Source organism: Vibrio sp. 2033, assembly GCF_033339735.1.
Genome location: NZ_JAWOVC010000124.1, coordinates 1 through 1024 on the forward strand (window position 1 = coordinate 1; position 1024 = coordinate 1024).

1 protein-coding gene is annotated in these 1024 nt (G+C 62.4%); it reads right to left on the reverse strand.

Going from position 1 to position 1024, the window contains the following annotated elements; genetic code table 11:
- The coding region (locus R7P74_RS25060; RefSeq protein ID WP_318123344.1) for a MobA/MobL family protein at positions 1 to 768 on the reverse strand (768 nt) is incomplete at its 3' end.
- Between the last annotated feature and the right edge of the window lie 256 nt (positions 769 to 1024).

The following is a 1024-nucleotide window of genomic DNA, read 5'->3' on the forward strand; positions in this document are numbered from 1 at the left end:
ACTCTGTCTATCGCGCTCATGCTCGATAACCTCCCGGTATTCTTGTAAGTCGATGATCTGGCCGTTGGCCGTGTCGATGGCTAGGGCGGTGTCGGCCCGCTCGGTGCGGATGCCCCGGCCCTCCATCTCCACCACGTTGGGGCCAAGATGGATGCCCGGCAGGCGCTCGATGCCCTGCGCCTCAAGTGTTCTATGGTCAATGCGGGCGTCGTGACCAGCCCGCTCTAATGCCCGGTTGGCATGGTCGGCCCATGCCTCGCGGGTCTGCTCAAGCCATGCCTTGGGCTTCAGGCTCTCGGACTTCTGCGCCCCGCCCCGCTCTGGCTGTTTGGCGTTGTACCGCTTGAACCACTGGTCAGCCGGGCGCTCGATACCGTCGTTCTTCCGCTCAGAGATCATCAAGTGGCAATGGGGGTTCTCACCTTTACCGGCATGAATGGCCAGCGTATACGGCAGGCGCTCGCCCTCGGTCAGATGCCGGGCGAATTCGTCCACCAGCTCCCGCTGCTGATCTAGGGTCAGTTCGACCGGCAGGGCAAACTCAACCTCTTTGAACAGCCGCCCATTGGCGCGTTCATACAGGTCGGCAGCATCCCAGTAGTCGGCGGGGCGCTCGGCCCACTCGGGCAGGTGGCCGGACTGAGTGTGCAGCACCTCGTCACGGTCGCGGGAGTAACGGCCCTCCCGCTGGATGTAATCGGCTTTCGCCTTGGCCGACTGGCCGCCGTTCCGGCTGCCGGTCTTGGCCGTAAGGTGATAGATGGCCATAGGGGTTTAGCTCCATGCAATGGCCCTCGGAGAGCGCACAGCCCCAAAGGGGTGCCCGCAGGGCAGTTTCTCGAAGAGAAACCGGTAAGTGCGCCCTCCCGTTAGAATGACGGTCGGGGTTTGCGGTGTCTGTGCTCCGATGATAGCATGATGGCAAGCACATAACCAAGGGGAATGTCAACATGGCAAAAGCAGCGGAACGGCTCGCCAAGCTGGAAGAGCAACGGGCACGGATCAACGCCAAGATCCAGCGGGT